This window comes from Pseudomonas retamae (assembly GCF_043496865.1).
Taxonomy (GTDB): domain Bacteria; phylum Pseudomonadota; class Gammaproteobacteria; order Pseudomonadales; family Pseudomonadaceae; genus Aquipseudomonas; species Aquipseudomonas retamae.
The window spans coordinates 72,921-85,588 of the sequence record NZ_JBIEIL010000003.1; the positions used below are offsets into that span (position 1 = coordinate 72,921).

Below are 12,668 nucleotides of genomic sequence, written 5' to 3' on the forward strand. Positions count from 1 at the left end.
TGAGCCATACAAGCTAATCGACCTGCGCCGTTCGTCAGGGTTCAGTGCTTCTGCGGCTGATTGCTCAAGCCAGGATTTTAAGGCCATGCTTCTGCACGATGCTCAGCAGCTTCAAGGCCATCCCACTGGGGTGTTTATCTCCGGACTCCCACTGCTTAACCGTCGACGCGCTGGTGTTCAGATAACGTGCGAATACCGGCTGACTGACGTTGTTGCGCTCGCGTAACGCCTTGATTTCCTCAGCCGGTATAGCGTCCGGGATCGTCGCCAGACACGAATCATCAAACTCGCGCATTGTCGCCTTACTAATCGCACCGACAGCGAACAGAGCATTGGCCGACTCGTGTATCGATTGAAAAACTTCACTTTTGAATTTCTTACTCATGACCTATCTCCACAAACTCTTGCATCGCCAACAACCCCCGAATTTGTTCTTCAGTCAGTCGTGCATACGCTTTGGCTAATTTGCGTAAATCCTTTAATTCAGCAGGGGTGATATTGCTTCGATCTTTTTTGGCGAACAGCACCTGATAAACCCAGCAGCGCCCGCCTTTCGCCAGCACAATCGAACGATGGCGAATGGCGTTCAGGCGTTTCTTCCACACGCCACCACCGATATTGTCAGCCTGCCCCGCAAGCATTTGGCAAAAGGCTTCTTGAAGCTCCTCGTCGGTGATCCAGGCCTTGCTCGCCTGCGAAGCGAAACCCTTGGTTTTGAACAGCCGAAATGACATCGGTATCCCTTCCGAAGGCATAACACCTAGTGGTACAGATTACAAAAACCGGCTTTACGGTTTTCTCTGCGTGAGCGCGCATTCCCTGCGGTGGTCTCTAAAAGACCACTAGTACGGCGATCCCTCAAGCACGAAAAGCCATCGGCAATACGCGGCCACAAAAAAAAACGCCCCACGCCAAAAGCAATCAGGCGTGGGGCGTGCGTTATACCGCGAGACGGTTCTGAAAATCGGGTGGGAAATGTCAGCTCAAACGGCAATTCCTTTGCGGCATTGCAGCTGTGCCGTGCGCACTCGCGAGAACGCGCGGCCCAGGCGCAGAAGCATTTCGTCGATATTGGTTTTGCTCACGGTGAGCGCCGGGGTGAAGCGCAGGCAGTTGGCTTGCGGCGAATTGAGCAGCAGGCCTTCGTGCAGGGCGGCGTGGACCACGGCGTTGGCGCAGTGGTCTGACAGGGTCAGTCCGTAGAACAAGCCTTGGCCGCGCAGGTCGCCGTGATCGTAGCGGTGCGCCAATCGCGCCAGGCCTTCGCGCAGGTGCTGGCCATTCTCTTTGACCTGGGCGAGAAAGCTGCGGTCCTGCACGCTGTCGAGTACGACCAGGCCCGCCGCCGTCATCAAGGCGTTGCCGTGATGGGTGCCGCCCAACTCACCGGCGTCGAAACAACAAGCCTTGCCCCGGGCCAGCAGCGCCGCCAAAGGCACACCGCCGCCGAGGCCTTTGCCGAGCACGACGATATCGGCGCGCACGCCGTAGCACTGTTCGGCGAGCAAGCTGCCGCAGCGGCCGATGCCGGTTTGCACTTCGTCGAGGATCAGCAGAATACCCAAGTCACGGCACAGCCGTTCGACACCTTTGAGGTAATGCTCGCTGGCCGCAATTACTCCGGCATCGCTCTGGATCGGTTCAAGCATGATCGCCACGGTCTGCGCATCGACCGCCGCATGCAGCGCCGGCAGGTCGTTGAACGGTACCTGATCGAACCCTGGCAGCAATGGCGCAAAACGGTTTGCCAGATTGCAACTGTCCGAGGCGGAGATCGTCGCCAGACTCCGGCCATGACAGCCCTGCCTGGCAACGATGATCCGCGAAGCACCGCCGCGATGCAGTTGACCCCATTTGCGCGCCAGTTTGATCGCCGCTTCACAGGCTTCGCTGCCGCTGTTTAGCAGATAGGCCTGATCGCTGCCGGTGCTGGCACACAGACGCTCGGCGAGGCTGAGCATGCCGCGGTTGTGCAGATTGAAACCGGGGTTGATCAGCGCCTGCGCCTGGTTGGCGATGGCTTTGACCAGCGCCGACGGACTGTGCCCAAGACTATTGGCCCCGCCGGCTTGGGAAAAGTCGAGGTAGGCACGGTCCTGGCTGTCCCACAGCCATGAACCCTGCCCGCGCACGAACACTTGCTGTGGACGCTGAACGCTGGGCATCAGACGCTCAGCGCCGAGATCACTGCCAGCCTCGGGTGCGTCGTTAGCCATAAGGAGATCATCGAGATTCGGCGCCTGGCGCCGCAGACTGAACAGATTCATTGAAAAACACCCCATTCGAGGTGTTTTGAACTGCCTATGCAAACTCTGTCGAAGCGAACGCTGATCATGGCGCTTTCTGACCTGTAAGCCCTGTGAATGCGGTTAGACTAGGCTCACCGAAGGCTTCGGGCCATTTCGATTTACCAGCCATTTCGATAAGCATTACTTATGGATTTCAAACAACTGCGTTATTTCGTCGCGGTCTACGAAGAGGGTCATGTCGGCCGTGCTGCCGAACGTCTGTCGATCTCGCAACCGGCGCTGTCGCAACAGATCCGTCAGCTCGAACAGAACCTCGACGTCGCCTTGTTCGAGCGCAGCAGCAAGCGCCTGCTGCCGACGCTTGCCGCGCACACTTTGTACAACCACGCGTTGCCGCTGCTTGACGGTTTGCAACGGGCACGCGAGGCGCTGGGCAACTTCAAGGGCCAGGCTCTGCGCACGCTGGCGATCGGCGTGCTGCAAACGGTACACACCAGCCTGGTGCCGCAAATGCTTGAACGGGTACGCAAGGCGCAACCACATCTGGTGGTGCAGATCTACGAGCTGACGGGACTGGAAATCGAGCGGCGTTTGCTCAACGGTTCGCTGGACATCGGCATCAGTTATCTGCCCCCGCGCCAACCGGGTCTGCACGGCGTTATGCTCTATGAGGATGAACTGACACTGGTGATTCCGGCGGACCATCCGTTGCGCGAATTCAAGAAAGTCTCGATGCGCCAGGCCGCTGAACTGCCGATGTTGCTGCTGGGTGAGGAATTTCAGATCCGCCAGATCTGGCAGGCGCAACTGGCCAGCCTCGGTCGGCGCCCTCAGGTGCAAGCCGAGTTGAACAATATGGTGGGGATTCTCGACAGCCTGCCGCATACCCGACTGGCGACGGTGCTGCCGGGGCAATCACAGCGGCAGTACGACGATGAGGATCTGCTGTGGAAACCGCTGAGCGAACCGCGAGTGCCGCTGAAGGTCGGCCTGGTGTGTCGCGATGTGCAACGCCAGCAGGCGTCGCTGGCGCTGCTGCGCGGTTTACTCGAGGAAGTGCTGGCGCGCGAGGCGCAACCGGCGCTGGATCCGCTGGCCTGAAACTTTTCTTCAGGCAAAAGAAAACCCCGCCGAAGCGGGGCTTTGCAGACTGTTTCCCTGACATCCATTTCACTCCGCCACCCTGGCAGAATCCTACGTGTCCGTGTTGTTGCTTTGCGCTTCCTGCGCGACGTCCATGAAATGTAGATTAGCCGTGGATCCAATTGACGACTATGGGAGAACAGCAGCACGTCATGTAAGCGAATGCTTACATGACGCTATCGCATCAGAATTGCGCGGCATCCAGCAGGAACAGCGACTCGCTGCCGGCCTTCACCGATGCGCTCAACGAGTGGATACGCGGCAGCAAGCGGGCGAAGTAAAAGCGTGCGGTGCCCAGCTTGCTGGCGTAGAAATCATCCTGCGCTTCTTTGCCCAGCGCGGCTTTGGCCATCAATGCCCACATGTAGGCATACGCCGTGTAACCGAATGCTTGCAAATATTCGACAGAGGCTGCGCCGATTTCGTTCGGATTATTTTTCGCCCGGTCCAGCAGCCATGAAGTCAGCTCGTCCAGCGTGTCGACTGCGTCGTTCAGTGGCTTGGTGAATTCGCCCAGATCGGCGCTCGCGGTGGCGGTGAAATGGCGGATCTCATCGGCGAACAACTGATAGAACGCGCCGCCGCTGCCGACGATCTTGCGCCCGACCAGGTCCAGCGCCTGAATGCCGTTGGTGCCTTCGTAGATCTGCGTGATGCGCACGTCACGCACCAGTTGCTCCTGGCCCCACTCGCGGATGTAGCCGTGGCCGCCGAAGATCTGCTGGCCATGCACGGTGGTTTCCAGACCCAGATCGGTGAGGAACGCCTTGGCCACCGGTGTCAGCAGTGCGACCAGATCTTCCGCACGCTTGCGCGTCGCCGGGTCTTCGCTGAACTTGGCGGTGTCGAGTTGCATCGCCACATATGTGGAGAACGCCCGGCCACCTTCGTTCGAGGCTTTCATGGTCAGCAGCATGCGCCGCACGTCCGGGTGAACGATGATCGGATCAGCGACCTTGTCCTTGTTCTGCGCACCGGTCGGCGAACGGCTTTGCAGACGGTCACGGGCATACTCAACCGCGTTCTGATACGAACGCTCGCCGGTCGCCAGACCCTGAATACCCACGCCCAGACGCTCGTAATTCATCATGGTGAACATCGCGGCGAGGCCTTTGTTCGGCTCGCCGACCAGATAACCCACGGCTTCGTCGAAGTTCATCACACAGGTCGCGGACGCCTGGATGCCCATCTTGTGTTCGATCGAACCGCAGTTGGCCGGGTTGCGCGCGCCGAGGCTGCCATCAGCATTGACCGTGAACTTCGGCACCAGGAACAGCGAAATGCCCTTCGGCCCCGCCGGGGCGTCCGGCAGTTTGGCCAGCACCAGGTGGATGATGTTCTCGGTGAGGTCGTGTTCGCCGCCGGTGATAAAGATCTTGGTGCCGCTGACCTTGTAGGAACCGTCGGCCTGTGGCTCGGCCTTGGTGCGAATAATCCCCAGGTCGGTACCGGCGTGCGGCTCGGTCAGGCACATGGAGCCGGCCCAAATCCCCGCGTACATGTTCGGCAGGTACGCCGCTTTCAGCTCTTCGCTGGCGTGGGCGTTGATCGACAGGCAGGCGCCGGCGGTCAGCATCGGATACAGACCAAACGCCAGGCTGGCGGAGTTGACCATTTCTTCGACCTGAGCCGATACGGCCTTGGGCATGCCCATGCCGCCATAGGCCGGATCACCGCCGACGCCGACCCAACCGCCTTCGGCGTAGGTCTGATAAGCCTCCGGGAAGCCGGCCGGCGTGGTCACGGCACCGTTGGCCCAGTGGCAGCCTTCTTCGTCAGCGGCGCGGCTCAGTGGCGCGATGCTCTTGCTGGTGACCTTGCCAGCTTCTTCGAGAATCGCTTCAACGGTTTCGGCGTCGACGGTCTCGGCCAGCGCCGGCAGTTCGGCCCAGAGTTTGGCGACTTCGAACACTTCATTGAGGACGAAGCGCATATCGCGCAGTGGCGCTTTGTAGTCGGCCATGGCAAACCTCGCAGGATCTGGAATAGGTGATTCGTGGAATGATGTTTTCTGTGAGCCCGAGTGTACCCCAACAACTTTTGCGACACATAGGGTCAGGCCATGACTGATTTGTTATTTTTAGTCATCGCCAGATACTCAAAAAAGAAGCCCGCAATCAGCGGGCTCTTTTTGGCCGCAAACCCTTAGAGTGCAAACAGCTCCGCCGGCAATTTCATCAGACAATCACTGCCCGCCTCGATCGCCGCGCGATGTGCAGCGGTGCGTGGCAGCAAGCGCTTGAAGTAAAACTCGGCCGTCGCCAGTTTGCCGCACAGAAAATCCGCCTCGCCTGTGCCCGCGTCCAGTTGCGCCTGCGCCACCAGGGCCATGCGCAGCCACAGATAGCCGAGGATGATGTAGCCGCTGTACATCAGATAATCGACCGAGGCCGCGCCGACTTCGTCGGGATTTTTCATCGCGGCCATGCCGACCTTCATGGTCAGATCGCCCCACTGCTGATTCAGCTCGTTGAGCTGCACTACGAAAGCGCCCAACTGCGCATGCTCAGCGTTGGCGGCACAGAATTTATGGACGATTTTGGTGAAGCCACGCAGCAATTTGCCCTGGCTGCCGAGCACCTTGCGCCCGAGCAGATCCAGCGCCTGAATACCGTTGGTGCCCTCATAGATCGGCGCGATGCGGCAGTCACGCACCAGTTGCTCCATACCCCACTCACGAATGAAACCATGGCCACCGAACACCTGCATACCGTGGTTGGTCACTTCCAGCCCGGTGTCGGTCATGAACGCTTTGCAGATCGGCGTGAGGAACGCCAAGAGGTCTTCGGCTTCCTGACGCGCCTCGGCATCGCTGCTCAAATGCGCAGCATCGAGGAGCTGGGCGGTGAAATAGGTCAGTGCCCGATTGCCTTCGTTAAAGGCTTTCATGGTCAGCAGCATGCGCCGCACGTCCGGGTGGACGATGATGGGGTCGGCGGCTTTGTCCGGCGCTTTGGCGCCGGTCAGCGAGCGCATCTGCAAGCGGTCGTTGGCGTACTTGATCGCGCCTTGAAAACTCGCCTCGCCCAGACACAACCCCTGCATGCCGGTGCCGAGGCGCGCGTGGTTCATCATGGTGAACATGCAGTTCAGGCCCTTGTTCGGCTCGCCGATCAGAAAACCTTTGGCGTCATCAAAATTCAGCACGCAGGTGGCCGAGGCCTTGATGCCCATCTTGTGTTCGATCGAACCGCAGGAAACACCGTTGCGCTCGCCCGCGTCCCCCGCCGCATCGGGCAAAAACTTGGGCACGATGAACAGCGAGATGCCCTTGGTCCCCGCCGGTGCGTCCGGCAGTTTGGCCAACACCAGATGAATGATGTTGTCGCTCATGTCGTGCTCACCGGCGGAGATGAAAATCTTGCTGCCGGTGATCGCGTAGCTGCCGTTGGCCTGCGGCACGGCGCGAGTCTTGATGATGCCCAGATCGGTACCGCAATGCGCTTCGGTCAGGCACATGGTGCCGGTCCATTGCCCGGCGGTGAGTTTGCTCAGGTAAGTGTCTTTCTGCTCGCTGCTGCCGTGGGCGTGGATCGCCGACATCGCGCCGTGGGTCAGGCCCGGGTACATGCCCCAGGACGTGTTGCTGGAGCCGACCATCTCGCTGATGACCAATCCCAGCGAACTTGGCAAGCCCTGGCCGCCGTAGGTCGGATCTGCGGCCAGGCCGTGCCAGCCACCCTCAACGTATTGTGCGAAGGCTTGCTTGAAGCCTGTAGGCGTTGTCACCACACCGTTGTCGAAATTGCAGCCTTCTTCGTCACCGCTGCGATTGAGCGGCGCGAGCACGTTCTCACAGAATTTCGCACCCTCCTCAAGGATCGCGTTGATCATGTCCGGGCTGGCGTCATGGGCGCCAAGGGCGGCGTAATTGCTGTGGAAGTCGAAGACGTGGTCGATCAGAAAGCGCATGTCGCGCAGGGGAGCTTTGTACTCAGGCATGGTGGCTTCTCCGTCAGCAGATCGATTCAACCTACTGCCGGCCACCCCACCCGACAATCATTGTGCAGGCGCTGAATGCGCCGTCATCACTCAACCCGCAGCGGCGTCCATGCGCACCGCGCCACGGCGGTTCTGCCCGAACGCCATCACGCAGTTACGCCCGGCGCCCTTGGCGCTGTACAACGCCTGGTCGGCGGACTTGAGCACTTCTTCCGGCGTGCGCTGCTCGAGCCGCTCGGCGACACCGATACTGACCGTGACCGACACCGCAGACGCTCCTGAACCTGCGCGGCGCTGGCGACCTTGCTGATCGTCCTGCGGGCGGTTTTCCTGGTTGCGCAATTGGATACTGTAGGTCGCAATCGACTCGCGAATCACCTCCAGATGCGGCATGCATTCCTCGAGGGTCTTGCCTGCGAACACCAGGGCAAATTCCTCACCGCCATAGCGATACGCCCTGCCGCCGCCGCTGATTTTCGACAGTTTGCTGGCGACCAGACGCAATACCTGGTCACCGACGTCATGGCCGTGGGTGTCGTTGAATTTCTTGAAGTGATCGACGTCGCTCATCGCCAACACATAATTGCGCCCCAAGCGCTGCATGCGTTCGTTGAGCGCGCGACGACCCGGCAGACCGGTGAGCTCATCGCGAAAGGCCATTTGATAAGCCTCATGCGCAACGGCGGCGGCGATCATCAACATCACCTGACTGCACATGATGTTCAGGGTGAACGGCAGGATGAAGGTTTTCGGCAGCATCCAGAACACGCCGAGCAAGCCGACCAGTTGCGCCGCGTGCAGCGGGCGCGGATGGCGCCAGTACTGCCAGGCCAGCAGCAGGAACGACGAGATGAACACCGGATAGGACAGCTGGATCAGACTCATCCACGCGCCGTGCAGCGCCGGCCAGCGGATTTCCGACAGCCACAACAGCAGCGCCTGTGGGTAACTTTGTTCGAGCCCCAGCGCCACGCTGCCGAAGGCCAGCAAAACGGCGAATCGCGCCACCATGTCCTGAAACAGATGCGTGCGTTCCTGCCACGCCGCAAACAGTCCGAACAACAGCGGCAAAAGCAGACACACCAAATGAAAGACCACCGCCGCGTCTTCACGGACCTTGCCGTTGTCGCGGTAATAATCGGTCTGGGTATCGAGCAAGAAGTAGGCGATGTACACCGTGAGCATCAGAAACAGTTCACGCTGACGTCGGTAAACAGCGCAATAGGCGCCGCCCAACAGCAGTACCAGGGTCGGCAACACGTTGAACAAGGAGGTAAAGAACACACTCAGGTCTTTGACGTACGCAGCCGCCAACCCCGCCAGCAACAATAGCAGTGAGGGGAGGAAATGACTGAAACGTACAGCGGAAGAACGCGGCAAGGGTAAGCTCCGACCCGTCATGGCAAAGAGATAGCATTGTGCCTGCAATGATGCCTGCGAAGCACTCACAATGTGATCCAGATCACATGCCCCTCTGTAACGGCAGAACCCCTGACTATCTGAGCGAATCGGCAATAAAAAAACCGCTACCCCTCACAGGGCAGCGGTTTCAGCGGACAGCGGCAGGACTTAGTAGCCGAGTGCGAAGTCTTCTTCTTTCATGTCCATCAGGTTGTTCGCGCCCGACAGCATAGTGGCCACGTGAGTGCGGGTACGCGGCAGGATGCGCTGGAAGTAGAAACGTGCGGTTTGCAGCTTGGCGGTGTAGAACGCCGAGTCGCCAGTGCCTTCTGCCAGCTTCTCGGCAGCCAGGCGTGCCATGTCGGCCCAGAAGTACGCCAGGCAGGCATAACCGGAGTACATCAGGTAATCCACGGAGGCCGCGCCGACTTCTTCGCGGTCTTTCATGGCGGCCATACCGACCTTCATGGTCAGCTCGCCCCATTCCTTGTTCAGTGCCGCCAATGGTGCGACGAACTCTTTGACGGCTTCGTTGCCTTCGTTGTTCTGGCAGAACTTGTGAACGATCTTGGTGAAACCCTTGAGCGCTTCGCCTTGGGTCATCAGCACTTTACGGCCCAGCAGGTCGAGCGCCTGGATACCGGTGGTGCCTTCGTACAGCATCGAAATGCGGCTGTCGCGAACGTTCTGCTCCATGCCCCACTCGGCGATGAAACCGTGACCGCCGTAGATCTGCACACCGTGGTTGGCGGCTTCGAAACCAACTTCCGTCATGAAGGCTTTGGCGATCGGCGTCATGAACGCGAGCAGTGCGTCGGCTTTCTTCTTCTCTTCTTCGTCGACGCCGTATTTGACGATGTCGACCTGTTTCGCGGTGAAGTACACCATTGCACGGTTACCTTCGGCGAAGGCTTTCATGGTCAGCAGCATGCGACGTACGTCCGGGTGGACGATGATCGGGTCTGCGGCTTTGTCCGGCGCTTTCGGGCCAGTCAGGGAACGCATTTGCAGGCGATCGCGAGCGTATTTCAGGCCGCCCTGGAAACCGATTTCGGCGTGGGCCAGACCTTGCAGCGCGGTACCCAGACGTGCAGTGTTCATAAAGGTGAACATGCAGTTCAGGCCTTTGTTCGCCGGGCCGATCAGGTAACCCGTGGCGCCGTCGAAGTTCATTACGCAGGTGGCGTTACCGTGGATGCCCATCTTGTGTTCCAGCGAACCGCAAGTCACTGCGTTGCGTGCACCGACGGTGCCGTCAGCATTCGGCATGAACTTGGGAACGATGAACAGCGAGATACCTTTGGTGCCGGCCGGTGCATCCGGCAGGCGGGCCAGTACGATGTGGACGATGTTGTCGGCCATGTCGTGTTCACCGGCCGAGATGAAGATCTTGGTGCCGGAGACTTTGTAGGAACCGTCGGCCTGTGGTTCGGCCTTGGTGCGCAGCATGCCCAGGTCGGTGCCGCAGTGCGGTTCGGTCAGGCACATGGTGCCGGTCCATTCGCCGGACACCAGTTTGGTCAGATAGGCGTCCTGCTGCTCAGGCGTGCCGTGCTCGGAGATGGTGTTCATCGCGCCGTGCGACAGGCCCGGGTACATGCCCCACGACCAGTTGGCCTCGCCAACCATTTCGCTCACTGCCAGACCCAGCGACTCCGGCAGGCCTTGACCGCCATGCGCCACGTCGTGCGCCAGGCTTGGCCAGCCACCTTCGACGAATTGCTTGTAGGCCTCTTTGAAGCCAGTCGGGGTTTTCACGCCGGACTCGCTCCAGGTGCAACCTTCCAGGTCGCCCACACGGTTCAGCGGTGCCAGTACCTGCTCACAAAACTTGGCGCCTTCTTCGAGAATGGCGTCAACCATGTCCGGAGTTGCGTCTGCGCAAGCCGGAAGGCTCTGATAGTGCGCTTCGTAACCGAGCAGTTCGTCACGAACGAAGCGAATATCACGCAAGGGGGCCTTGTAGTCAGGCATAGCGATAAACCTCTGCTGATGTAACCGGGAATGAACGACCGCGTTGATTTGTTTTGACGGTCAAACAGTTGTTTGAAACATACGTTTACGCCGAAATCTTGTCAAGCGGCGATCTTTTGCCGTTCGTCATTCATTACAAAGTCGCACTGCAGCTAACGAAGCTGGCTCGCAAAGCTACTGATTTGGCCTGCAAAGGGCCCAGGACTGTCAGTTATGACAGGTGTTTATTCTCTCGACGGAGGGTTAACTGACCTTGCCCGTTTTCACTTTAGCCGGGGTGGCTGAAGCCGGGCCGCTAAGGGAGAGAAAACATGCCGTTAAAAAATGGGCCGCGCCTTGACGCTTCACCCGGTGAACTGGATAAAACGTTCGCCACCGCAGGGCAGATAGAGATCAAGCAGAGAGGTACTGCCAATGCGATCGCATCTGACTCCGAAGCCCGGCTCCTTATAGCCTTACAGGTAAACAACGGTTTTGTGCTTTCACGCTACGGTGTTGATGGCAAAAAAGATGCCGACTTCGAGGAAACGCACTGGAGTTTCGAGGACGGAGATGTTTCCACGCCTACTCGCGTGCTATTGCAGGAAGACAACAAAATCGTCTTGATCGGCAGGTCTCTAAAAAACGGGATCGAAAGAGCCGCTGTAGCGCGGTTCAATTCAAACGGCAGTCCTGATCTGGTGTTCGGTCGAAGAGTCCTCCCTGTTCCCGATAACACCGTAACTCCACGGTTCAATTACAAATTTGTAGATGGTTGTCTGCAGCACGGAAACAAGATTCTTGTTTGCGCGTGCCATAAATCCGGGCCCCTGGAAGTGCCGCTGAGCAGGGTGTATTGCCTGATGGGCAACGGTGAGCCTGACGAAACGTTCGGCCCCGATGGCGGGTTCATCAATATCATGCTTAACGATCAGCCGAGCTATGTAACCGATGTGCAAATCCAGCACAACGGAAAGATCATTGTCGCGGGAAGCTGGACATACTCCGGTAAATCAAAAAGAACCCGCACGGTGGCACGCTACACGCCAAAGGGCATTCTCGATAATACGTTCGGGCGTGCGGGGTATGCCGACATCGTTGTTTCTGACGAGTCGAGCCGCAAAGCGAAGGCGCTGGATTTTGCAGACATTGTCAATCGACTGGTCATACAGAGCGATGACAAGATTCTCATTGCAGGTTACTCGCCAGGAGCAGACGGACGCAAAAGCGGATTGCTCGCAAGACTGAATGTTGATGGCACTGTTGATGCTGATTTCCATGCAGGCACGCCGTTACTCGTCTCGCGGCCGTTGAACGATTTGACGTTGAATGCGCTTGCCTTGCAGCCCGACGGAAAAATCGTAGCCGTAGGCAGAAGCCTGATGGCTGGGACCGTCATGCAGTGTTACGAGCGAATCAGCGAGACGGGTGAGCTCGAGAATTTCTGGAAGGGGAACAGTATCGGCGACTGCAGCGATGTAACAATCCAGCCGTCAGGGCGTGTGGTCATTGCGGGTAGCAGTGGAGCGTCCTTCACGGGTGCTCGTTACCCTAGGGTCTGGGGACGGGTGGGTAACTGATCTCAACGACTTTGCCAGTTCGTGCGCTCGGTTAACTGAAGTTAAGAGCGAAGGCAAGTGGCGATCGTAACCGAGTGCTTTTATCGATCAGGCGAAGGTGTCGATGATCGTCCCGAGCACTTCGTCGGAAGCCTTGGCCACCTTCACGCCCAGCTCTGCCTGGATCTTGCCCTGGGCCATCTCGACCATATTGCTGGCCAGATCCGATTGCTGGGCACGATCCACCCCGCGCAGACGATCGACCTGAACTTCGGACGACTGGCTGGTCACCGAACGTTCGATGGTGTTGTTGGCGATCTGGCTAGCGGCCTGATCGATGCGGTTCTGCCCGCTCTGAATCGAGCTCAGGCCTGCATAAAAAGCGGTACTGCCGGAGATTTCCATAACGGTTCTCATCCCT

The 12,668-nt window shown here is 58.8% G+C and carries 10 protein-coding genes; 2 read left to right on the forward strand and 8 right to left on the reverse strand.

Features of this window, described 5'->3' with window-relative positions:
* Window positions 1-64: 64 nt before the first annotated feature.
* The 3 genes from ACGSLL_RS05485 to ACGSLL_RS05495 form a co-directional block, all read right to left on the reverse strand.
* Entirely contained in the window at window positions 65-385 is a 321-nt protein-coding gene (locus ACGSLL_RS05485; protein WP_394503925.1) for a helix-turn-helix domain-containing protein, read from the reverse strand.
* A complete protein-coding gene (locus tag ACGSLL_RS05490) occupies window positions 378-734 on the reverse strand; it encodes a type II toxin-antitoxin system RelE/ParE family toxin (RefSeq protein ID WP_394503927.1) in 357 nt (118 codons plus the stop codon). Before ACGSLL_RS05490 ends, ACGSLL_RS05485 begins: the two co-directional genes overlap by 8 nt.
* A gap of 249 nt (window positions 735-983) precedes the next feature.
* A complete protein-coding gene (locus tag ACGSLL_RS05495; RefSeq protein WP_394503929.1) occupies window positions 984-2,267 on the reverse strand; it encodes an aspartate aminotransferase family protein in 1,284 nt (427 codons plus the stop codon).
* A gap of 168 nt (window positions 2,268-2,435) precedes the next feature.
* Between ACGSLL_RS05495 and ACGSLL_RS05500 the strand changes: the two genes are divergently transcribed.
* Window positions 2,436-3,350, forward strand: a complete 915-nt coding sequence (locus tag ACGSLL_RS05500; protein WP_394503931.1) for a LysR family transcriptional regulator — start codon at window positions 2,436-2,438, stop codon at window positions 3,348-3,350.
* Between the two features lie 226 nt (window positions 3,351-3,576).
* Here the strand turns inward: ACGSLL_RS05500 and ACGSLL_RS05505 are convergent, their stop codons facing one another.
* From ACGSLL_RS05505 to ACGSLL_RS05520, 4 genes are all read right to left on the reverse strand, one after another.
* Window positions 3,577-5,355: an acyl-CoA dehydrogenase C-terminal domain-containing protein gene (locus ACGSLL_RS05505; protein ID WP_394503933.1), complete on the reverse strand. Its 1,779-nt coding sequence runs from the start codon at window positions 5,353-5,355 to the stop codon at window positions 3,577-3,579.
* 182 nt (window positions 5,356-5,537) lie between these two features.
* Window positions 5,538-7,334 carry an acyl-CoA dehydrogenase C-terminal domain-containing protein gene (locus ACGSLL_RS05510; RefSeq protein ID WP_394503935.1) on the reverse strand — a complete coding sequence of 599 codons (1,797 nt, stop codon included), beginning with the start codon at window positions 7,332-7,334 and terminating at the stop codon, window positions 5,538-5,540.
* A 90-nt stretch (window positions 7,335-7,424) separates the two neighbouring features.
* Window positions 7,425-8,714 (reverse strand): GGDEF domain-containing protein, encoded by a 1,290-nt coding sequence (locus ACGSLL_RS05515; protein ID WP_394503937.1) that lies wholly within the window; start codon window positions 8,712-8,714, stop codon window positions 7,425-7,427.
* 189 nt (window positions 8,715-8,903) lie between these two features.
* Window positions 8,904-10,709, reverse strand: a complete 1,806-nt coding sequence (locus ACGSLL_RS05520; protein ID WP_394503939.1) for a phenylacyl-CoA dehydrogenase — start codon at window positions 10,707-10,709, stop codon at window positions 8,904-8,906.
* Between the two features lie 311 nt (window positions 10,710-11,020).
* Here ACGSLL_RS05520 and ACGSLL_RS05525 point away from each other — a divergent pair, with 311 nt between their 5' ends.
* Window positions 11,021-12,268 carry a hypothetical protein gene (locus ACGSLL_RS05525; protein ID WP_394503941.1) on the forward strand — a complete coding sequence of 416 codons (1,248 nt, stop codon included), beginning with the start codon at window positions 11,021-11,023 and terminating at the stop codon, window positions 12,266-12,268.
* 87 nt (window positions 12,269-12,355) lie between these two features.
* Here the strand turns inward: ACGSLL_RS05525 and ACGSLL_RS05530 are convergent, their stop codons facing one another.
* Window positions 12,356-12,652: a pyrroloquinoline quinone biosynthesis protein PqqE gene (locus ACGSLL_RS05530; RefSeq protein WP_208939508.1), complete on the reverse strand. Its 297-nt coding sequence runs from the start codon at window positions 12,650-12,652 to the stop codon at window positions 12,356-12,358.
* Window positions 12,653-12,668: the final 16 nt, after the last annotated feature.